Genomic DNA, 19765 nt, shown 5'->3' with positions numbered 1-19765 from the left:
ACCCTAACCCTCTCCCCACAGGGGCGAGGGGATGGTTTGCTCCCTCTCCCTTGAGGGAGAGGGCCGGGGTGAGGGTGTACGATTTAATTCCACCACAAGAAGCCCCATATCATGAAAAACGCAACGTTCTATCTTCTGGACAACGACACACAACAAGACGGCTTAAGCGCTGTCGAACAGCTGGTGTGTGAGATTGCCGCAGAACGTTGGCGCAACGGCAAACGCGTTTTGATCGCCTGCGAAGATGAACAGCAGGCCAACCGGCTGGATGAGGCGCTGTGGGCGCGCCCTGCGGAAAGCTTCGTCCCGCACAACCTCGCTGGCGAAGGTCCGCGCGGCGGCGCGCCGGTGGAAATCGCCTGGCCGCAAAAACGCAACAGCAGCCCGCGCGATCTGTTGATTAGCCTGCGCGTCGGCTTTGCAGATTTTGCCACCGCTTTCACAGAAGTGATAGACTTCGTCCCTTACGAAGATTCCTTAAAACAACTGGCGCGCGAACGCTACAAAGCCTACCGCGTGGCTGGTTTTAACCTGAATACGGCAACCTGGAAATAATGGAAAAGACATATAACCCCCAAGATATCGAACAGCCGCTTTACGAGCACTGGGAACAGCAGGGCTATTTCAAGCCTAACGGCGACGAAAGCAAAGAGTCCTTCTGCATCATGATCCCGCCGCCGAACGTCACCGGCAGTTTGCATATGGGGCATGCTTTCCAGCAGACCATCATGGACACCATGATCCGCTACCAGCGTATGCAGGGCAAAAACACCCTGTGGCAGGTCGGCACCGACCACGCCGGTATCGCCACCCAGATGGTGGTTGAGCGTAAAATTGCCGCCGAAGAAGGTAAAACCCGTCACGACTACGGCCGCGATGCCTTTATCGACAAAATCTGGCAGTGGAAAGCAGAGTCCGGCGGCACCATTACCCGCCAGATGCGCCGTCTCGGTAACTCCGTAGACTGGGAGCGCGAGCGTTTCACCATGGACGAAGGCCTTTCCAATGCCGTGAAAGAAGTGTTCGTCCGCCTGTATAAAGAAGACCTGATTTACCGTGGCAAGCGCCTGGTGAACTGGGATCCGAAACTGCGCACCGCCATCTCCGACCTGGAAGTGGAAAACCGCGAGTCGAAAGGCTCCATGTGGCATATCCGCTATCCGCTGGCCGACGGCGCGAAGACCGCTGACGGTAAAGATTATCTGGTGGTCGCTACCACCCGCCCGGAAACCCTGCTGGGCGATACCGGCGTGGCGGTAAACCCGGAAGATCCGCGTTACAAAGATCTGATTGGCAAATTCGTGGTGCTGCCGCTGGTGAACCGCCGTATTCCGATTGTGGGCGACGAACACGCCGACATGGAAAAAGGCACCGGCTGCGTGAAGATCACCCCGGCGCACGACTTTAACGACTACGAAGTGGGTCGTCGTCATGCTCTGCCGATGATCAACATCCTGACCTTTGACGGCGATATCCGCGAAAACGCGGAAGTCTTCGATACCAAAGGTGAAGAGTCCGACGTTTATTCCAGCGACATTCCGGCGGAGTTCCAGGGGCTTGAGCGCTTTGCCGCCCGTAAGGCGGTGGTTGCCGCCGTTGACGCGCTCGGCCTGCTGGAAGAGATCAAACCGCACGACCTGACCGTCCCGTACGGCGACCGTGGCGGCGTGGTGATCGAGCCGATGCTGACTGACCAGTGGTACGTGCGCGCTGACGTGCTGGCCAAACCGGCGGTGGAAGCGGTTGAGAACGGCGACATTCAGTTTGTGCCGAAGCAGTACGAGAACATGTACTTCTCCTGGATGCGCGATATTCAGGACTGGTGTATCTCCCGTCAGCTGTGGTGGGGTCACCGCATCCCGGCATGGTACGACAACGACGGTAACGTCTACGTGGGTCGTAGCGAAGAGGAAGTGCGTCAGGAAAATAACCTGAGCGCTGATGTCACTCTGCGCCAGGACGACGACGTGCTGGATACCTGGTTCTCCTCCGCGCTGTGGACCTTCTCCACCCTCGGCTGGCCGGAAAACACCGATGCCCTGCGTCAGTTCCACCCGACCAGCGTGATGGTCTCCGGCTTCGACATCATCTTCTTCTGGATTGCCCGCATGATCATGATGACCATGCACTTCATCAAAGATGAAAACGGCAAGCCGCAGGTGCCGTTTAAAACCGTCTACATGACCGGTTTGATCCGCGACGACGAAGGCCAGAAGATGTCCAAGTCCAAGGGTAACGTCATCGACCCGCTGGATATGGTTGACGGTATCTCCCTGCCGGAATTACTGGAAAAGCGCACCGGCAACATGATGCAGCCGCAGCTGGCGGAGAAAATTGCCAAACGCACCGAGAAGCAGTTCCCGGACGGCATTGAGCCGCACGGCACCGACGCCCTGCGCTTCACCCTGGCCGCGCTCGCGTCTACCGGCCGCGACATCAACTGGGATATGAAGCGCCTGGAAGGTTACCGTAACTTCTGTAACAAGCTGTGGAACGCCAGCCGCTTTGTGCTGATGAACACCGAAGATCAGGATTGCGGTTTCAACGGCGGCGAAATGACCCTGTCGCTGGCGGACCGCTGGATTCTGGCAGAATTCAACCAGACCATCAAAGCCTACCGCGAAGCGCTGGATAACTTCCGCTTCGATATCGCGGCAGGCATCCTGTATGAGTTCACCTGGAACCAGTTCTGCGACTGGTATCTGGAGCTGACCAAGCCGGTGATGAACGGCGGTTCTGAATCTGAACTGCGCGGCACCCGTAACACGCTGGTGACCGTACTGGAAGGTCTGCTGCGCCTGGCGCACCCGATCATCCCGTTCATTACCGAAACCATCTGGCAGCGCGTGAAGGTGATTGCTGGCATCACCGCCGACACCATTATGCTGCAGCCGTTCCCGGAATATAACGCGGCTCAGGTTGATGAAGCGGCGCTGGCCGATACCGAATGGCTGAAACAGGCAATCGTCGCCGTGCGTAACATCCGCGCGGAGATGAACATCGCCCCGGGCAAACCGCTGGCGCTGCTGCTGCGCGGCTGCAGCCAGGACGCTGAGCGTCGTGTTAACGACAACCGCAGCTTCCTGCAGACGCTGGCGCGCCTGGAGAGCATCACCGTGCTGCCTGCCGATGATAAAGGTCCGGTTTCCGTGACCAAGATTATCGACGGCGCCGAGCTGCTGATCCCGATGGCCGGTCTTATCGACAAAGAAGCCGAGCTGGCGCGTCTGGCGAAAGAAGTGGCGAAAGTCGAAGGCGAGATTGGCCGTATCGAAAGCAAGCTGGCCAACGAAGGCTTTGTGGCCCGCGCGCCGGAAGCGGTGATCGCTAAAGAGCGTGAAAAGCTGGAAGGTTATGCGGAAGCGAAAGCGAAGCTGATCGAGCAGCAGGCGGTGATTAGCGCGCTGTAATTGCAGCAGCTTAAGTCACCCTACTTCCCGGATGCGGCGTAAACGCCTTATCCGGGCTACGGTTCAGGTAGCCCGGGTAAGGCGCAAGCCGCACCCGGGAACCTTCCTCAGAATACCGCCGGGAAGAACGACAGCCCGCGCGCCAGCAGATTCGCCGGGTCTTTCGCCGGTTTCTCACTGTGGTTTTCCAGCGGAACAGCGTGTAACTCGCCGTGCACATGGGTGTTTTCCAGCACATAGCGGGTAAAGCGCACCTTCGCCCACGGATATGCCAGGAACAGGGTGATCATGCACACCAGCAGGTTAGTGACCGTTAGCCACAGCACCCGCCCGATGGTCACGGTAGAAGAGAAGCGAATGGTCTGCGCCAGCGTAACCTGCCCGTAGATATAATTGCGCATCTTCACAAAAGCGAAGCTAAAGCAGACCATAATCCCCAGAAAGTAGACCAGGTAAGAGAGCATTATCTTGCCGTAAAGCGGCCCGGCCATCATCGCCAGCTGCTCCGGGTCGCCGCCCGCCACGTAAGAGTACTGCATCAACGTGATAAACGCCGGGATGATAATCACCATCATCACCGCCACAAAGGGAACCAGCAGCAGCATCGAACAGAGCGCAATCACGATGCATTTCTTCATTGAGAAGGTGCCAGCGAATTTCTGCGTACCGTACGTCAGGTTATTCACCAGCATGCCGTACCACTGCGCCATGTAAACGCCCTGCATAACAGCCGAGCCCAGCAGCAGAACCAGCGTGCCGATACCGATACCGACAAAAATCGCTGTGTAGGAGCCAGCGCTCATGGAGCCGCTCAGCAACAGCGAGAAAATAACCACCGATGCCGCCATAATCAGAAGCGGGCAGCCCAGCATGACCCACCACGCCCGCAGCGGGCTGGCATAGAAGCTAAAGCGCACGTTGTTAATTTCCGTCATCAGCATCTGATAACGCAGGCCCTGGGTCACCAGCCACGGGAAGAAGAGCACAAACAGCCCGATCATACAGAGCGCTAACACCATATTTTCATGCGCGATATTGACTAAAAATATGATATATAAGGCCATAATACATACCCAGCCGATAAATACCGAACTGCCGGTGGCGTGATAAGAGAATCGCGCCCCTTCCAGTTCCGTGCAGGCGTAAAAATAGCGACGGGAACGCACCAGCGCCCACGGTAAAAACAGCCCCAGAGTGATGATTGTCAGTAATACGTTGACCAGCCATATACCAAAATAGCTGGCACCGCTCCCCAGAAAAATTAAATGGCGGGAGGGTGCCGGCGCTGCACCATCATTATCAATTGTCATAACAATCCTTATCGTAAACAGATCGGAATTTAGTAAACCATAGAAATATTGCGGTATTTTTAATACCACATAGTAGTCTAGTAAATTCCTGAGGAAAAAGATGCAACCCATATTACAGGTCTTGTCAGTGCAACAGGGAAATGTTATGGCAGGAAGGCCGAAGCATCCTTCGGCCTTTTTAAGGATTAAATAAAGGGAACGACCGGCATCAGGCCACGGGACACCACCGCGATAAAGCCCTTATCAACCTGCTGGTCATGATCGGTCAGTTCAATGCTGTCCAGGTCGCCATCAACGTGGGAATTAACGGCCAGAAAACGCAGGAAACGGATTTTCATCCACGGATACGCCAGCCCAAGGGTAATCATCGAAACGACCACCAGCAGCAGCACCTGCAGCACCACGCCGTGAAAGCTCAGCGTTGAGTGAAAACGAATACGCTCATCCGCCAGCGTCAGGTTATTCATAAAGTGGTTGCGTAACGCCTGCCAGATGTAGGAGGAAGAGACCAGAATAGCCAGCAGATAAACGCTGTAGAAGACCGCAATTTGCGCATACAAACTGTTGAGCATCTCTAGCGCATCTGCGGCCCCCAAATATCTTGCCATTAGAAGGTTGCTGTAGATACCCATACCAAGGAACACCATCAACGCAATAAACGGAATCAGGATACAGAGCGACAATAAGCAAATAACGATGCATTTCTCTGCGCTAACGGTGATATTAAACTTATGAATACCAAACTGCCCGGATTTACCGGTTAAAGCGATCCATTTCGCATATACATAGCCGTTGATAAGGTTAATACCTACGAAGAATATAAGTGCCAGCAGAGCGCCTTTGACAATCATGCCGTTCAGGTCATAATCCCTGAACATTATTTGCGCAAGCACAAACACGACAAGAAACAACGCAAGAAGAAGTACCAGCGGTAGCCCCATCATCACCCACCAGGCGCTTTTCATTGAACAGTTGAAGGCGAAGCGCACATTATTTAAGGTGGTCATCATCGCGTTGTATTGCAGGCTTTTCACCATTAAAAACGGCATCACTAACATCAGTAAAAGCAGCGCCAGCGAGCCGAACGCCGGATGAATTAACCTCATGACGACAATAATGATTGAGTACAAGACAAAAAACAGCAGCCAGCTCGCCAGCAGCGCGCCGCCGGAGGCATGGTAATCAAAACGTACCCCGTTCAGCTCCATATTCTGATAGATATAGCGGCGGGAGCGCACCATTGCCCAGGGCACAAAAATGCCTAACGTCACGATCGATAATAAAAAATTAACCAGACAAATTCCGAAATATTTAAGCCCCTCGCCATGAAACCGAAACGTATGGCGTGAGCCATTATTACGATTAATGACATCGCACATAATTACCTCATCCTTAAAGTTATAAATAAATTTGGCAAATATTTACCATCACTTCCGTGAGCGGATTACGATAGCTTAATCATCTGTAAATAACATCTGAATTAAACCGCTTGCGCCGCTATTCAGAGAGTGCTATTAAATAAATCTATAAATAAGCAAGTTTCATTGAGTATGTGTATGAATGTAGCCGCTGAACAACGCCTGGCGTTACGTAAACTGAGCGCCCCGGATAATGCCGCCATTGCGTCGGTGATCCGCCAGGTCTCCGCTGAATATGGGTTAACCGCCGACAAAGGCTATACCGTAGCCGACCCCAATCTTGATGAACTCTATACGCTCTACAGCCAGCCGGGCCATGCCTATTGGGTAGTGGAGCAGGAAGGAAACGTGGTGGGCGGCGGCGGTATCGCGCCGTTGCAGTGCAGCGAACCGGGTATTTGCGAACTGCAAAAAATGTATTTCCTGCCCTGTGCGCGCGGTCAGGGGATGGCGAAAAAGCTGGCGCTGATGGCCATGGACTTCGCCCGTGAGCAGGGTTTTACCCAGTGCTACCTGGAAACCACCGCCTTTTTAAAAGAGGCGATTGCCCTGTATGAGCATCTCGGTTTCACGCATATCAGCGAGCCGCTGGGCTGCACCGGCCATGTGGATTGCGAAGTGCGAATGCTTAAAGCGCTTTAACGCCCCTTCTTTTCTTTCCGGCTTTCCTGTCGGGGAGTTGAATTCCCTGCGCTGGTCCGACAGCGCAGGGACTTATCGAAAATCTGCATGAATTTGATGCAAAAAATGGGTTATTCCCGGCCTGTTTTCCCCTTTACACTCTGCCCTCAGGATCTGCCGCTCCCGGCAGGCGTTGCTCAGGAAGAACATCATGAAAATATCCCCCCTTCTCGTCACCAGTAGTTTTTTATTGGGCTGTATGGTTACCAGCGTAAATGCCAGCGAGCTGCCTGGCTACACGCCGGGTGCCGAGGTTATCCATATTGATAAACAGCAGGGCCGCATTGATGCGCTTAATGACATTGTCTACAGCCAGGTGAAAAGCGCCACCGCCGTTCGCCAGCTTCATATGTCGCTGCTTGTGCCCCGCAATGACGCGCTTAAACCTGCCATTGTTTACTTCCCTGGCGGCGGTTTCACCAGTTCAGCGTGGAATAAATTTATCCAGATGCGGATGGCGCTGGCAGAAGCGGGATTTGTCGTTGCTGCGGCCGAATACCGCACCGTGCCGGATACCTTTCCTGCTCCGGTGATCGATGGCAAATCCGCCGTGCGCTATCTGCGTGAGCATGCCAGTGAGTACGGTATCGATCCGGCCCGCATTGGCGTGCTGGGCGACTCGGCGGGCGGCTATATGGCGCAAATGCTGGCGCTGACCAATGACGATCGGGCTTTTGATCGCGGCGATTATCTGGCGCGCTCATCCGCTGTCCAGGCGGCCGCCACGCTTTATGGTATTTCAGATTTGCTCAATATCGGCGAAGGCTTTCCTGCCGCTGTGCAAAAAGTTCATCAGTCGCCGGCGGTCACCGAAGCGCTGCTGGTCCATGGCAGCGCCTTTCGCAACTGGCCTGGCGCCGCTATAAGCAGCGACAAAGCGAAAGCGCTGGCCGCCAGCCCCATGGGGCATATCAGCGGCAAGAAACCGCCATTTTTAATTATGCACGGTAGCGCAGATACGCTGGTCTCGCCGGTACAAAGCCAGCAGCTTTACGATGCGCTGAAAAAAGAGGGGAATCCGGCAGAGTATGTTCTGCTGGAGGGCGCGGAACATGGTGATGACAGCTGGTATCAAAAACCGGTTATCGATCGGGTCGTCAGCTGGTTCAAAACCACGCTTGGCGCGCCAGTAGCCGCCAGCAAAACGGCAAAAGAGAAAAACGCAAATCTCTAAATTCAGCAGTAGCAGCGGCGCGCCGTGCCCTGTCGGTTATACCGGCACGCCGCTGTGGAAACGAAACGTCTCATCCGGCGATGTTATTAACGCCGCTTCGACCTCACCAAAGAACCGCACCCGCGCAGAGATATCCTCCTGCGAGACCTGCTGCGCCAGCGCCAGATAGTCCTGGTAGTGGCGCGCTTCCGAGCGCAGCAGCGACAGATAGAACTTCTGTAAATCCGCATCCAGATGCGGCGCAAGGGCGGCAAAGCGCTCGCAGGAGCGCGCTTCGATATAAGCGCCGCAGATGAGTTTATCAATCAGCGTCAGCGGTTCGTGAGTACGCACTTCGCTTAGCATCCCCTTCGCGTAACGGCTGGCGGTAATCTTCACATAGGGAATGTTGCGGGCGACCATCGCTTCCCGCACCTGCCAGAAGTGGTGCAGCTCCTCTTTAATCAGCAGCACCATGCTGTCAATCAGCTGCTGCCCCCACGGGTCATCCGTTTTCGGCATTGCGCTTTTAGCCAGCTGTTTATGCAGCGCGACGAAATCCGGCTCCGGCCCTTCGCGGAAGGTGAACGCTTCATAAGGTTTGAGCCATGCCAGTAGCGCGTCCGCCCCTGCTTTATCCGCCACATATTTACGCACCAGCAGCATCGCGGTTTGCGCCGCCTTTAATTCGCAGACCAGATGGTCAGTGAGCAACAGAGGAAGGTTCGCCGGATCGCGCGCCCGTTCGATCCAGGCCTGGGGCGTCGGGCAGTGCAGAAAGTTGAGTACCGGGGAGAGAATATGCGGGTAATCCATGCCAGTTCCTTGCATTGCGGCAGCCAGCGCTGCCGCAAGGGTAAGACTTAGTGACGCACGCCGTCGTCGTCTTCGTCTTCGAACTCTTCGTCGTCGTCGCCTTCTTCGCCGTTCGGGTCTTCGTAGTAGGTGCCCCAGCCATCGTATTCAACGTCGAATTTTTCAACCAGGTTGATCAGCTGTTCCACCTGCGCGTCGATCAGATCGGCTTTCAGGGCGCATTCGCTGACGATATCGCAGCAGATGACCACTTCGCCCTCTTCCAACTCCAGCTCTTCCGGCTCGGTCACTTCGTAGCCCAGTTTAAAGGCTTCAACCGCGACTTTTTCCAGCGTTTCGAAATCGTCTGCCGACAGGTGATGCTCAATGGTGTACAGCGCGTCAGGATCGCTGCCGTCTTCCAGCAATTCTTCAATAATCAGACGCGTCTCTTCGCGCTGCTCTTCCAGTAGTTCCGGGTTCGCCATGGCTCGTTCCTCTTAATGTGGCAGATAGACTTATTGTCACATACCGCCGCCATTGCCTCCACTCCTGGCGGAAAAGATTTATTGTTAGCGCTTGCAAATGCATATCCATCCATATAAATTGAATTTTAATTCAATAAGTGGCTTTAGCCAGGTGAGGGACCCATGACTACGTTTTATCAGAAGCACTTCTTAAAATTACTCGATTTTACCCCTGCTGAAATCAACGCCCTGCTGCAACTTGCCGCCCAACTTAAATCCGATAAAAAAAAGGGTGTGGAAGTACAGAAACTTAGCGGCAAAAACATCGCGCTCATCTTCGAAAAGGACTCAACTCGCACCCGGTGCTCTTTCGAAGTTGCCGCATTTGACCAGGGCGCCCGCGTGACATATCTCGGCTCAAGCGGCAGCCAGATTGGGCATAAAGAGTCAATTAAGGATACCGCCCGGGTACTGGGAAGAATGTATGACGGCATTCAGTACCGCGGCTACGGCCAGGAGATTGTCGAAACGCTGGCGCAGTTTGCCGGTGTGCCGGTGTGGAACGGTTTGACCGATGAGTTTCATCCTACCCAGCTGCTGGCGGATCTGCTGACCATGCAGGAGCACCTGCCCGGTAAAGCCTTTAATGAGATGACGCTGGTCTATGCGGGTGACGCGCGCAACAACATGGGTAACTCCATGCTGGAAGCGGCGGCGCTGGTAGGGCTGGATTTGCGCCTCGTCGCGCCAAAAGCCTGCTGGCCGCAGGAGAGCCTGGTTGCTGAATGCAAAGCGCTGGCCTTACAAAACGGCGGCAATATTACCCTCACCGAAGATATCGCCGCCGGGGTGAAAGGGGCGGACTTTATCTACACTGACGTCTGGCTCTCTATGGGCGAGGCGAAAGAAAAGTGGGCGGAGCGGATCGCCCTGCTGCGCGCTTATCAGGTGAACAGCCAGATGCTGGCGCTGACCGGCAACCCGGCGGTGAAGTTCCTGCACTGCCTGCCCGCCTTCCATGACGATCAGACGACGCTTGGCAAGAAGATGGCGGAGGAGTTCGGCCTGCATGGCGGTATGGAAGTGACCGACGAGGTGTTTGAGTCAGCGGCGAGCATCGTGTTCGACCAGGCGGAAAACCGCATGCACACCATCAAAGCGGTAATGGTGGCAACGCTGTCTCAGGGATAAGCCCCACGGTGCGCTGCGCTTACCGTGGCTACACTCAGGCGTAGCCCGGATAAGCGCAGCGCATCCGGGACCATTCCCTGCGTATCAAAAATTAAACTTATACCGCTCGGCAACAATAAGCTGCTCGCCGTAGTGAATTGGCTGGTAGTCCGCGTCCAGAATCAGCGTCTTCATTAAAAACAGCGGCTCGCCGGGGGATTGTTCCAGCAACGTCGCCGTCTCGCCGTGAGCGCGCACCATCTCCACGGTGGTCTCCCCGGCGTGGGTCGGCACGATCGCGTACTTCTCCCGTAAAAGCTGATACAGCGATCCGCTCAGATCCTCCTGCTGTAAAAACCCGAACCGTTTAAGCGAATAGTAGTTATTCTCCAGCATCAGCGGCAGATCCCCCGCCCGGCGCAGGCGCTGAATATAGAGCAGCGAATCGTCGTCAGCCAGGCGCAGCGCTTCGCGTACATGGTGGTAATCGTCAAGGATGGCGGTGCGCAGCACCTTACTGGCGGTGGGAAGATGGCTGCTGTCGCAGGCGTCGGTAAAGCTCAGCAGATGCACCACCTTACGCTCGATTTTCGGCAGGCAGACAAACGTGCCTTTCCCCTGCTTTTTCACCAGATAGCCTTCGTCTACCAGCTCTTTGATGGCGTTACGCACCGTCACGCGGCTGATGTCATAAAGCTCGCTCAGTTCGACTTCGGTCGCTATCTTCGCCCCTTCGGCGAGCTTGCCGGAAGAGATATCGCTGAGGATCTTATCCTTCAACTGTCTGTATAGCGGGACAGCGGTATGCTGTTGCAATCCTTTACTCAACATCGCGTTTTCACCAACAGGGCCAATGAGTTAAACCCGGATTATAGTCGATGCGCGCACGGCAAACTATGCCGGCGCGCATAGCCTGTTAAACCCAGGCAGAGATGGCCGCAAAGATCGCGCTGGTCAGCCACAGCAGCGGGAACAGGCGCATAATCACCCGCAGCCACTGGCCAAACCCGACCCGGGCGATAGAGAGCCCGGCCAGCAGCACCCCGCCGGTCGGTGAAATAAGGTTGGTCAGGCCGTTGCCGAACTGATAGGCCATCACCATCGCCTCTTTATTGACGTTGACCAGATCCCCCAGCGGCGCGAGCACCGGCATGGTTAACGCCGCCTCACCCGACGACGACGGCACAAAGAAGGTAATGATGTTATGGCTCACCAGCATCAGGGTGGTAAAAGCGTACTGCGGCAGGCCATCCAGCATCTCCGACAGGCCATACAGCAGGGTGTCGATGATTTTGCCGTTTTCCGCTACCACCAGAATGCCGCGCGCCAGGCCAATCACCACCGCGGCGTAGACGAACTCTTTACAGCCGTCGACAAAGCTTTCCGCCACGTCGCTGACGCGCATTTTATTGACCACGCCCGCAAACAGCCCCAGCGCTAAAAAGACCGTGCCGATCTCCACCATGTACCAGCCGCGGGTGATAAGCCCCCAGGAGATAACCGCCAGCGCCAGCACAAAAGCGATAATGATCAGTTTGTCGCTCAGGGAGAACTGCACGTTGCCGGATTGCGTGCCCATAAACAGCGCGCGGTTCTGGCAGTCGCTTTCATAGGAGGGCGATTTGGTCGGGTCACGCTTCACGCGGTGGGCGTACCACATGGTGAAGATAATCGACATGGCGGTAAACACCACCCAGGCAATGGCCCGTAGCCAGAGCTGCGGGTTGCCCTGAATACCGGCAACGCCCTGGGCGATAAGCACGGAAAAGGGGTTGGTCATCGCGCCGACGTAGCCAATCTGGGTGCCTAAAAACAGGATCAGAATGGCGGTCAGCGAGTCATAGCCCAGCGCGAACATCAGCGAAATGAAGATGGCATAGAGCGGGATCACCTCTTCGCTCATGCCGAAGGTGGCGCCGCCCAGGCTGAAAAGGGTCATCGACAGGGGGATAACCAGAATCCCCTTGCCCGCCAGCCGTTGCGCCAGCGCCAGCAGGCCGCGCTCGATAGCCCCGGTGCGCATAATGATGCCAAACGCGCCGCCCACCACCAGCACAAAGGCGATGACGTCCGCCGCCTTGATAATTCCCTCCAGCGGAGCGGCGAGGATAGCGAACAGCCCCTGGCGTAAGTCGCCATCGGCGGTCACTTTTTCCAGCACATGATAAGAGCCAGGCACGACCAGGCTTTTGGTCTCGCCGCCCGGTAACGTCACTGTGTGATAGTCAAAGCTGCCGCTGGGGATAAGCCACGTTAAAACGGCAACCACAATAATGATGAAAAAGATCAGAGCGTAGCAGTGGGGTACGGCCCATTTTATTGTTGGAATACGCATAATCTGCCTCGGTAAGAATTCGCTTTATTGCCTGTCGACACGTCCGCCAGGGGCGTGCTCGCGGGCGTCTATAAAACATCGTGCGTTGCACGGCCATCCATCAGCGTCAGCACCACGCGGGCCTGCCGCACGTCGTCATCGGCGCAGGCAAGCAGGTTGCGGTCGAATACGGCGATATCCGCACGCTTGCCCACGCGCAGGCTTCCGGTCTGCTCTGCCGTGCCGTGCTGAATAGCGGCATTCAGCGTCCAGGCTTTAAGGAGCTGCGTTCGCGTCATGCCCCGCTCGCGCTGCCACCCCTGCGGCGGCGTGCCGTCGGCAAAACGTCGGCAACAGGCGGCGTACATCGCATCGGGCACGCTGGTGATAAACAGCGGCAAATCGGTGCCGATGGTGACGAGCACGCCCGCGTTAAACAGCGCCGCATAGTCAAAAAACTGCCCCTCGCGGGCTTCACCGCCGCGCTCGCGCATGTAGGCGTCGGAGGCGCTTTGGTTTAGCAGCAGGATCTGCGCGTAAACCTCGGCAGATATCTCCAGCGCGGCAAGGCGAGGAATATCGTCCGGGTGCGGGCACTCCATATCGCTTAAGGCGTGGTGACGCACCCGTGGCGGGTTGGCGTGCTGGCATTCGGCAAAGATATCGATGCAGCGCCGGATGGCGGCATCCCCTTCGGCGTTGAGACAGCAGTCGAAACCCAGCCGGTCGGCTTCCAGCACCTGCTGGCGCAGGGCGGCGTAATCCACAGGTTTAAGGGTGTGGGTCTGCGGCCGGTCGGCGTAAGGCTCCAGCATATCCCCGGTATGATCGGCAATAACGCCGTCCACCATTAATTTAAAGCCGTGAAAACGGAGCCGGTCGGAGTGGAAACGGTCGCGCGCCTGGCGGGCAAAGGGGAAGTTCAGCGGCGCGGCCACCGGCTCGCTGACCAGGCTGACGCGCAGTGCTAATTCGTCGTTCGCCTCCAGTTCGGCCCAGGCGTCGAGCAGCGCGGGCGCGTCATCGAAACAGACATCTTTAATGGCCGTGACGCCGCGCGTCGCCAGCATCGCCATAAAAGCGCGCAGCTCTGCTTTCACCTGCGTGGCGTCGTTAAGCATTTCGGCAAGCAGGTGTACCCTTGCCTCGGCGTTGCAGGCGTCAGGGGTAAACCCGTAGCGCGCCATCGCCGCCTGGTTCATCCAGCAGTAGCTTTTATCGCTGTTGATAGCGACAACCGGGCGGTGCGGGAAAGCCGCATCCAGCGCCGCGCTGGCAGGCAGTTGCCCCCATCGCGCCGTAGACCATCCCCATGCGTAGAGGCTTTTCCCGGCGGGCAGGCTCTGCTCCGCCGCTTTGAGCAACAATAACGCCGCCGCGCTGTTGTCCGTGGCGCACAGATCGACGCCGCGATGCATACTCATATAGCCGGTAAAAAAGGTGTGATTATCGCAAATGCCGGGGCAAATCAGCTTATCGCCGAGGTCGTGATACCGGGTCTGCGGCCCGCGCCACGGGGTAATATCGTCGGCGGCTGGCAGCAGCGCAGCAATAATACCGTCAGCGATAACAATATAACCGGAAAAGAGTGTTTCGCTGTCGGCGGTAAATATACTCTCTGAGCGCAAAATAATATCCGCAGCTTGATGAATATTCATAACTCTGTCCTTGCTGGGGAAAAAGGGCGTAAAACCGCCCCTTCCCCTCACAATATGAGCGAAATAGTAAGTAAAAGCGGAGTTAATTAATAACGCACGCCGTAACCGAAAGCGCCCTCTTTAAGGCATATTTTCGCTGAGAATAGCGCCGCCTGTTTAAGGCTTGCGGGAATCGCCTCTTCATCCGCGACGTTTTGCTGCGCCAGGTAGTGGCACAGAAAAGCGGTGATAAAGGCATCACCCGCGCCCATGGTGTCGACAGGGGCCACATACTCCGGTGCCTGCTGATACCACTGTTTGCCATCAAACAGGATTGCCCCCTCGCTGCCGCGCGTGGCGCAGACGATTCGGCTGCCGCTCTGGTGCGCCTGCTGGATGATATCGCGGGTCTGCTCAAGGCTATAATCAGCGCAGGAGAAAAAGGCGAAATCGACATACCGGCAAAACGGCAGCGCCTCTTCGAGCACAAAGTCATCTGAAAAATCATACGAAACGGGAATACCCAACTGCTGTAATGTCGGAAGCTGCTCCTCCATATAGCTGTAGCAGCCGCTGTGTATCAGCGAAAATTCCCGCAGATAGTCCGTATGGTTAAATATAAAATCCATCGAGGTGGTTTTACGAATTCCCCCGGCGTTCGAGCCAAGAAATATTCTTTCGCCCTGCTCTATTTTAAGCTGCGCGCAGCCATTCTCACCGGCGACATATAAACAGTGCGGGTGTTTTACTCCCAGTTCGTCCAGCACGGAAATAACATGTCTGGCCGCGTTATCATTACCGAAAATACCTAAATACGCCGCCTCATGTCCCAGCATGGACGCATATGCCGCAAAATTCAGCGCATTGCCGCCAGGGTACATAGTGCGAATATGGGCATACTGATCGACGACATTATCGCCAACACCGATCACTTTCATGATGTTCTCCTTAATACGCGACCTGCCCCATATAGCGACGGGTTTCCAGCGGATGCTGACGGATGTCCGCCAGTGCCGCGCGGTACTCGCACATAATGCTGTAGAACAGCACCGGGTTAAAGAACTCCACCACCCGTGCCGGGATCACGCCGATGCCCAATTCTTTCGCATCCACCACTTCCACTTTTTCCGCATAGGTAGAGAGGAATGCGTTCGCCCGTTCGTCCATCACGCGGGTGCGGCCTTCGTTCATCAGCAGAATGAACGGCGTCTCTTTGTCGGTCACTTCAAACGGGCCGTGGAAATATTCCCCGGAGTGAATTGGCGCGGCGTGCAGCCACTGCATCTCCATTAACGAGCAGATAGCGAAGCCGTAGGCGTGGCCATAGGAGGCACCGCTGGAGAGGATATAGAAAAGTTTTTCGTGCTGATAGCGGCGGGCGAAGCGCTGGCAGCGGTCAGCCACCTGCTGACGGGCCTGGGCGATAACGCCGTTAATCTGCGCCATTCCCTGCTGGAAGTCGGCGTAATCAGCATACCCTTCCACCTGGTTTAGCACTTCTACGCACAGGCTGAGGATAATCGCCATCGGGTTATCCACCACATTGGTGTCGTTGCCCCAGGCATAAAGAATATTGTGGCTGGCGTACTCAATCAGCTTCGCCTGTTCGTTATGGGTCAGCGTCACGGTTTGCGCCTGATGCGCGCGCGCCAGTTTTGCCGCGGCCACCGATTCCGGGGTATTGCCGCCGTGGGAGCAGACAATCACCAGTGAATTTTCGCCCAGCGTTTTGGGCGTGGCGTAGACGAACTCATTGGCGGTGTACATGCCCACGTGCAGCGTGGTGGACTCGCTATCGAAGAAGTATTTCGTCGGGTACATATCCACCAGCGAACCGCCGCACGCCACCAGGAAAACCTGACGAATGCCGCCCTTATCTTTCACGTTGCCCGCCAGTTTTTCGATAATCTCTTTGCTATTCATAAGGCTGAAACTCTCCACATAAGTTAGACGCAAGGATGTTGAATTCGGGATAACATTAATACGTTATAATACGTATTAATGAGATCGCCATCATGTTTCTGTGATGAGTGCTGGAAGAGGGGCAGTGGCGTTTGAGAAGAAAACGGGCTGGGAGGGGGTTTCGCCCTCTCCAATTCAGAGAGGGCGGGATGAGGCGGTCAATGCGCGGCGTTTACGCCACCAGCAGCTTAACCACTACCTTACGCACCTGCGCAGGCGCGCCCACGGCGCACAGCGGCTTGTGCACTTCGCCAGGGTAGAAGACCACGAAATCACCGGCGTTCATGGTGAAGGTTTTTTCCTGCTCGCCAGCGCCCAGGAAGGCAATGTCTTTATCGGCCAGCCAGTCGGTATCCGGCGCGCCCGCAGGCAGGGTGCTGAACGTCATCCCTTCCTGCCCTTTCATCACAATCTGGATGTCCAGGTAACGGGCGTGGTATTCGGCACGGCGGTCAGCAAACGGCTCGGTCATATCTTCCGATACCAGGTAAAAGAGGCGGCTGCCGTCGATTTCATGTTTGCCGAGGGGGGTGGTGTCCGTTACGTGCGCTTTAATATGCTCAATAGCCTGACGCAGCTCCTGCGGCAGCCAGCTTTCCAGATGATGAATATTTCCAACGATCATGATTGCTCCTTAATATAAAACATCGTTTCAATTTTTAAGTCGTTATACGAAAAATCCACCCCGCCTACCACCCCTTTTTGCCAAAGATTTGCGGTAGCGCATGTTTATTCTATTCCACTCAGGCTTTTCTGAACTTGCGCAGAAGATACGCTTAAATAGCTATATTTTATGAATTTCTATGCAATTAAACCGTTTGCTTTTCATTTATGCTGCATTAAACGCTTGATCGGAAAATGCAGCTGCGTATAATGCCGGGCAATTTGCCGGGAGGAAGCATGAACCAGTCTGTTCGACAAACTGTCTCTCCGCGCCTGAAAAAAGGCGCTGGCCTGCCGTTTTTCTTCCCGTTGCTCACCCCATCCCAGAGCCCCTCTATTGAGGGGCTTTTTTTTGCGCCGTCGTCAGGAGATAACCATGAATCCGCTCTATCAAAAACATATCATTTCCATAAACGATCTCAGCCGCGAAGAACTCGAACGGGTACTGGCAACCGCCGCCAGCCTGAAAGCCAGGCCGCAGCCGGAACTGCTGAAACACAAAGTGATCGCCAGCTGCTTCTTTGAAGCCTCTACCCGCACCCGTCTGTCGTTTGAGACCGCGATTCACCGGTTGGGCGCAAGCGTGGTGGGGTTCTCCGACAGCAGCAACACCTCGCTGGGCAAGAAAGGCGAGACGCTGGCGGACACCATCTCGGTTATCAGCACCTACGTGGACGCCATTGTGATGCGCCACCCGCAGGAGGGCGCGGCGCGCCTGGCGACTGAGTTTTCCGGCGGCATCCCGGTGCTTAACGCAGGCGACGGCGCAAACCAGCATCCCACCCAGACCCTGCTCGATCTCTTCACCATCCAGGAGACCCAGGGGCGGCTGGAAAACCTCAATATCGCCATGGTAGGCGACCTGAAATATGGCCGCACCGTGCACTCGCTGGCCCAGGCGCTGGCGAAATTCAACGGCAACCGCTTCTACTTTATCGCCCCGGACGCGCTGGCGATGCCGCAGTACATCCTCGATATGCTTGATGAAAAAGGGCTGGCCTGGAGCATTCACGCCAGCATTGAAGAGGTGATGGCCGAGGTGGACATTCTTTATATGACCCGCGTACAGAAGGAGCGCCTGGACCCGTCGGAATACGCCAACGTGAAGGCGCAGTTTATCCTGCGCGCCAGCGACCTGGTCGGCGCGCGCAGCAATATGAAGGTGCTGCACCCGCTGCCGCGCGTGGACGAGATCACCACAGACGTGGATAAAACGCCGCACGCCTGGTATTTCCAGCAGGCCGGCAACGGCATCTTCGCGCGCCAGGCACTGCTGGCGCTGGTTTTGAATAGTGATTTAGCGCTGTAAGAGGATAAGCACATGACCCACGATAACAAACTGCAGGTTGAAGCCATCAAATGCGGCACCGTGATTGACCATATCCCAGCGCAGGTCGGGTTTAAACTGCTGACGCTGTTTAAGCTCACCGAGACCGATCAGCGTATCACCATCGGCCTTAACCTGCCCTCCGGTGAAATGGGCCGCAAGGATCTGATCAAAATCGAAAACACCTTTCTGACCGACGAGCAGGTCAACCAGCTGGCGCTGTACGCGCCGCAGGCGACGGTAAACCGCATCGATGATTACGAGGTGGTGAGCAAATCCCATCCGAATCTGCCGGAGCGCATCAACAGCGTGCTTATCTGCCCGAACAGCAACTGCATCAGCCACGCCGAGCCGGTGGCCTCCAGCTTTGCCGTCAAAAAACGCCCACACGATATCGCGCTAAAATGTAAATACTGTGAGAAAGAGTTTTCCCATTCTGTGGTGCTGGCAGGGTAATCGACGCCCATGAGTACGCCCGGTGCGACATGCCGGGCGCGGATGTATATAATAGCCCGCGAACTTATTACCGCTGTTATTGAGGAGAAAACATGAGCAAAACTATCGCCACGGAAAATGCACCCGCAGCCATCGGTCCGTATGTTCAGGGTGTCGATCTGGGCAGTATGATCATCACCTCCGGCCAGATCCCGGTCGATCCCAAAAACGGCAGCGTGCCGGACGATATTGCCGCCCAGGCGCGTCAGTCGCTGGAGAATGTGAAAGCTATCGTTGAAGCCGCTGGCCTGAAAGTGGGCGATATCGTGAAAACCACCGTTTTCGTAAAAGATCTCAACGATTTCGCGACCGTTAACGCCACTTACGAAGCATTTTTCACCGAGCATAACGCCACCTTCCCGGCACGTTCCTGCGTAGAAGTCGCGCGTCTGCCAAAAGATGTCAAAATCGAGATCGAAGCCATCGCGGTTCGTCGCTGATCGCTGGTAACGCAGATAATCCGCGTAGCCCCGGGCTAGCTTCTGTGTGCGCCATGGAGGGCCGATAATGGCGAAAGCCCGTTTTACCGATGAGCAAATCGCTGACTTTCTGCAGCAGGCTAAAAGCGGCGTTGCCAACAATGAACTGTGCGAAAAATATGGCTTTAGCCTCAGTTCGCTCAGGCGCTGGGAGGCGCAGCACGCCAGCCGCGTTCGCCAGCAGCTAAAGCAGCTGGAGTTTATCGGGAGCGCTGTTTACGCAGGCGGCTTACTTTTCGCGGTCATCCTTGCCGTCGCGGTCTCAAAAGCCGCCGCCGCGTGGACGCTCCCTCTCTTTTTGCTCTATTGCATCGGGTATATCTACCGCTTCCGCCAGCTATCCGCTCGCCATATCCGGGAAGCGGACACCTCTCTTTGCCGCTGGGGACCAGGGGCCTGCAATGCCTTCTACAAATTTTGCTGGGGCTGCGTGGGCATCGTTGTTTTAGCCCTTGGCTATATTGTTGTTTTGCAGTTCCAGTAG

At 55.8% G+C, this 19765-nt stretch carries 19 protein-coding genes and 1 pseudogene; 10 read left to right on the top strand and 10 right to left on the bottom strand.

Features of this window, described 5'->3' with window-relative positions:
• Positions 1–111 precede the first annotated feature (111 nt).
• Both holC and ENTHG_RS15520 read left to right on the top strand, forming a co-directional pair.
• Positions 112–555 (top strand): DNA polymerase III subunit chi, encoded by a 444-nt coding sequence (holC, locus tag ENTHG_RS15525; RefSeq protein ID WP_044181550.1) that lies wholly within the window; start codon positions 112–114, stop codon positions 553–555.
• Complete coding sequence (locus ENTHG_RS15520) at positions 555–3410, top strand: valine--tRNA ligase (RefSeq protein ID WP_044181547.1); 2856 nt, start codon at positions 555–557, stop codon at positions 3408–3410. Before holC ends, ENTHG_RS15520 begins: the two co-directional genes overlap by 1 nt.
• 107 nt (positions 3411–3517) lie before the next feature.
• On the opposite strand, the gene ENTHG_RS15515 is transcribed toward ENTHG_RS15520, so the two are convergent.
• Both ENTHG_RS15515 and ENTHG_RS15510 read right to left on the bottom strand, forming a co-directional pair.
• Positions 3518–4720 (bottom strand): YjgN family protein, encoded by a 1203-nt coding sequence (locus ENTHG_RS15515; protein WP_044181544.1) that lies wholly within the window; start codon positions 4718–4720, stop codon positions 3518–3520.
• 185 nt (positions 4721–4905) lie between these two features.
• Positions 4906–6099 (bottom strand): YjgN family protein, encoded by a 1194-nt coding sequence (locus ENTHG_RS15510; RefSeq protein WP_044181541.1) that lies wholly within the window; start codon positions 6097–6099, stop codon positions 4906–4908.
• Positions 6100–6276: 177 nt separating this feature from the next.
• On the opposite strand from ENTHG_RS15510, the gene ENTHG_RS15505 reads away from it, so the two are divergent.
• Entirely contained in the window at positions 6277–6780 is a 504-nt protein-coding gene (locus ENTHG_RS15505; protein WP_044181538.1) for a GNAT family N-acetyltransferase, read from the top strand.
• 190 nt (positions 6781–6970) lie between these two features.
• Positions 6971–7993 (top strand): alpha/beta hydrolase, encoded by a 1023-nt coding sequence (locus tag ENTHG_RS15500; protein WP_044181535.1) that lies wholly within the window; start codon positions 6971–6973, stop codon positions 7991–7993.
• Between the two features lie 36 nt (positions 7994–8029).
• Here the strand turns inward: ENTHG_RS15500 and miaE are convergent, their stop codons facing one another.
• Both miaE and rraB read right to left on the bottom strand, forming a co-directional pair.
• Positions 8030–8788 carry a tRNA isopentenyl-2-thiomethyl-A-37 hydroxylase MiaE gene (gene miaE / locus ENTHG_RS15495; RefSeq protein WP_044181530.1) on the bottom strand — a complete coding sequence of 253 codons (759 nt, stop codon included), beginning with the start codon at positions 8786–8788 and terminating at the stop codon, positions 8030–8032.
• A gap of 47 nt (positions 8789–8835) precedes the next feature.
• Positions 8836–9255: a ribonuclease E inhibitor RraB gene (gene rraB, locus ENTHG_RS15490; RefSeq protein WP_044181526.1), complete on the bottom strand. Its 420-nt coding sequence runs from the start codon at positions 9253–9255 to the stop codon at positions 8836–8838.
• Between the two features lie 162 nt (positions 9256–9417).
• On the opposite strand from rraB, the gene argF reads away from it, so the two are divergent.
• Complete coding sequence (gene argF, locus ENTHG_RS15485) at positions 9418–10425, top strand: ornithine carbamoyltransferase (RefSeq protein ID WP_044181523.1); 1008 nt, start codon at positions 9418–9420, stop codon at positions 10423–10425.
• Positions 10426–10509: 84 nt separating this feature from the next.
• On the opposite strand, the gene ENTHG_RS15480 is transcribed toward argF, so the two are convergent.
• From ENTHG_RS15480 to ENTHG_RS15455, 6 genes are all read right to left on the bottom strand, one after another.
• Entirely contained in the window at positions 10510–11235 is a 726-nt protein-coding gene (locus tag ENTHG_RS15480; RefSeq protein ID WP_044181521.1) for a GntR family transcriptional regulator, read from the bottom strand.
• Between the two features lie 85 nt (positions 11236–11320).
• On the bottom strand, positions 11321–12739 hold the full coding sequence (locus ENTHG_RS15475; RefSeq protein WP_044181517.1) for a YfcC family protein: 1419 nt from the start codon (positions 12737–12739) through the stop codon (positions 11321–11323).
• Between the two features lie 68 nt (positions 12740–12807).
• Positions 12808–14376, bottom strand: a complete 1569-nt coding sequence (locus tag ENTHG_RS15470) for an amidohydrolase (protein WP_044181515.1) — start codon at positions 14374–14376, stop codon at positions 12808–12810.
• An 86-nt stretch (positions 14377–14462) separates the two neighbouring features.
• A complete protein-coding gene (locus ENTHG_RS15465; RefSeq protein WP_044181512.1) occupies positions 14463–15293 on the bottom strand; it encodes a PfkB family carbohydrate kinase in 831 nt (276 codons plus the stop codon).
• Between the two features lie 10 nt (positions 15294–15303).
• Positions 15304–16278 (bottom strand): SIS domain-containing protein, encoded by a 975-nt coding sequence (locus tag ENTHG_RS15460; protein WP_044181499.1) that lies wholly within the window; start codon positions 16276–16278, stop codon positions 15304–15306.
• A 211-nt stretch (positions 16279–16489) separates the two neighbouring features.
• On the bottom strand, positions 16490–16942 hold the full coding sequence (locus tag ENTHG_RS15455; protein WP_044181497.1) for a YhcH/YjgK/YiaL family protein: 453 nt from the start codon (positions 16940–16942) through the stop codon (positions 16490–16492).
• 275 nt (positions 16943–17217) lie between these two features.
• Here ENTHG_RS15455 and ENTHG_RS26445 point away from each other — a divergent pair.
• From ENTHG_RS26445 to ENTHG_RS26290, 5 genes and pseudogenes are all read left to right on the top strand, one after another.
• Positions 17218–17340 (top strand): annotated as a pseudogene (locus tag ENTHG_RS26445) (pyrBI operon leader peptide); the annotation flags it as partial.
• Between the two features lie 16 nt (positions 17341–17356).
• A complete protein-coding gene (gene pyrB / locus ENTHG_RS15450; RefSeq protein ID WP_044181494.1) occupies positions 17357–18289 on the top strand; it encodes an aspartate carbamoyltransferase in 933 nt (310 codons plus the stop codon).
• 12 nt (positions 18290–18301) lie between these two features.
• Positions 18302–18763: an aspartate carbamoyltransferase regulatory subunit gene (pyrI, locus tag ENTHG_RS15445; RefSeq protein ID WP_044181493.1), complete on the top strand. Its 462-nt coding sequence runs from the start codon at positions 18302–18304 to the stop codon at positions 18761–18763.
• Between the two features lie 92 nt (positions 18764–18855).
• Positions 18856–19242 (top strand): 2-iminobutanoate/2-iminopropanoate deaminase, encoded by a 387-nt coding sequence (gene ridA / locus ENTHG_RS15440; RefSeq protein WP_044181490.1) that lies wholly within the window; start codon positions 18856–18858, stop codon positions 19240–19242.
• Positions 19243–19309: 67 nt separating this feature from the next.
• On the top strand, positions 19310–19765 hold the full coding sequence (locus ENTHG_RS26290; RefSeq protein ID WP_044181488.1) for a transposase: 456 nt from the start codon (positions 19310–19312) through the stop codon (positions 19763–19765).

Source organism: Phytobacter massiliensis JC163, assembly GCF_000321045.1.
GTDB classification, from domain to species: domain Bacteria; phylum Pseudomonadota; class Gammaproteobacteria; order Enterobacterales; family Enterobacteriaceae; genus Phytobacter_A; species Phytobacter_A massiliensis.
The sequence above is the reverse complement of the archived record's forward strand: the minus strand, read 5'-3'. Positions and strand labels throughout refer to the sequence as shown.